This is a genomic window from Azospirillum sp. B4, from assembly GCF_000333275.1.
GTDB lineage: Bacteria > Pseudomonadota > Alphaproteobacteria > Azospirillales > Azospirillaceae > Nitrospirillum.
Map to the genome: position 1 here is coordinate 1 of NZ_BACU01000650.1, position 1940 is coordinate 1940.

Genomic DNA, 1940 nt, shown 5'->3' on the forward strand with positions numbered 1-1940 from the left:
GAGACCCTGCGCGGCGTGCGCATGCTGATGGAACGGGTCGGCCAGGCCCGGTCGAGATGACCCGCGAGGCGGAGGCTTTCATCCTCAACCGCCTGCAGGGCGTGCTGCTGATGGAGGCGTGGCGCCTGGTCGAGCAAGGCTTGGCCACCGTCGAGGACGTGGACAAGACCGTGTCGCAGGGGCTCGGCCTGCGCTGGTCCTTCATGGGGCCGTTCGAAACCATCGATCTCAACGCGCCGGGTGGGGTTGCCGACTACGCGGCGCGGCTGGGCCCCCTCTATAGGAACATCGCCGCTTCGACCGAGGTTCACCAGACCTGGGACGCCGACCTGATCGCCACCGTCGAGGAGCAGCGCCGCAAGCTGCTGACGGCCGATAAGCTGGGCGAGCGCGGCGCCTGGCGCGATCGCCGCCTGATGGCGCTGGCCCGCCACAAGCGCGAGATGGACCTGATCGACCAGGGCGGGACGCCCTGACCGCTTCCGTCCGCCACGGCCTCACGCCCGCGATGGAGGGCACAGGACTCCGTGAAGAACTAAATGGACTAAAAACCGCAGCGCCCTGTTGCCATCGGCGTTTCCGTCTGCTAATACCCCCCTCCATTCCAAGGGGCGCCCCAATAGCTCAGTGGTAGAGCAACCGCTTCGTAAGCGGTAGGCCGTTGGTTCAAATCCGACTTGGGGCACCATCCTTCCCGTTATCCCCGCATCGTTGCTTTCCGTCGCGCGCCCATCGGCGCGGAAATACCCATTCCTGCGGCGTACGGTCGCACGATTGCAATATGATGACGGTATGGTGGCGCCCTCCCTGGTTTCCACCCCTGCCCTGGATGTACGCCCATGTCCGAGCCGTTGCCCCGTCACATCGTCACCTCTTACGAGAATGAGCTGCAGCGCCTGGACGCGTTGCTGGCGGAAATGGGCGGCCGGGCCGAACAGCAGCTGGCGGACGCCACCCGTGCCGTGCTGGATCGCAACGACGCGCTGGCGCGTGAGACCGTGGCCCAGGACCAGGTGCTGGACGCCCTGGAGCATGAGGTGGAAAGCCTGATCATCCGCCTGCTGGCGTTACGCCACCCCATGGCCATCGACCTGCGCCACACCCTGGCCGCCATGAAGGCCGCCAACGCGCTGGAACGGGTGGGCGACTATGCCAAGAACATGGCCAAGCGCGCCCTGGTGCTGAACAATGCCCCGGCCATCGGCGCCACCGCCTCGGTCGGCCGCCTGTCCGACCTGGCGCGCAAGCAACTGGCGGCCGCCATCGAGGCCTTCACCCGCCGCGACACCACGCTGGCCGCCGACGTGTGGCGCCGTGACCAGGAACTGGACGACATGCACGCCGGCGTGACGCAGGAGATTTTCGCCTACGTCGCCAAGGACGCCAGCCTGATCGAGGCCTGCACCAGCCTGCAGTTCATCGCCAAGAACCTGGAGCGTGTGGGCGACCTGGCCACCAACATCGCCGAGATGGTGCAGTTCGACGCCACCGGCCGCCTGGTGGAACCGGCCCGTCCGCGCGGCGGCGAGGCGCACTGACAAAAGGCGTTTCAAGGCCTGAATCCCGTCAAACGGGCCGCCCGCCGGGTCTGGCGGCCCGGCGCCTTGGCGTGCCCGCGCCACCGCCGCTCCATTTTTGGCCATTGTCTGGTCCGGCCATTGTCAATGGCCCGCTGCGCCCGAGCCTCGGGGCTCGTCCGCCCCCGTCTACCCCAATCGCGTAAGCCGGCCCTCGCGGCAGACGTGTGCCCCTGGACATGGGGGCGCATTTCTTTTTCTTTTACCACGAAGCCTTTAGCCTAATTACGCAACGCCTTGACATGCGTAAGTTGCCAAATCAACCCCAACCGCAGGTTCGGATTATATGAATTAATCCATTCATCATTTGGCTGAAGAGCTACGATCTTAGGAATGGGTTGAAAACGCGGCGTCGCGTAAAGA

General features: G+C 65.6%; 2 protein-coding genes and 1 tRNA gene. All 3 read left to right on the top strand.

Translation table 11 applies throughout. The features are described from left to right. A partial coding sequence (locus I55_RS29570; RefSeq protein ID WP_044564310.1) for a 3-hydroxyacyl-CoA dehydrogenase family protein occupies nucleotides 1–476 on the top strand: 476 nt, incomplete at its 5' end. Nucleotides 477–613: 137 nt separating this feature from the next. Continuing rightward, nucleotides 614–688, top strand: a tRNA-Thr gene (locus I55_RS29575). Nucleotides 689–839: 151 nt separating this feature from the next. Further along, nucleotides 840–1538, top strand: a complete 699-nt coding sequence (phoU, locus tag I55_RS29580) for a phosphate signaling complex protein PhoU (protein WP_044564309.1) — start codon at nucleotides 840–842, stop codon at nucleotides 1536–1538. Nucleotides 1539–1940 lie beyond the last annotated feature (402 nt).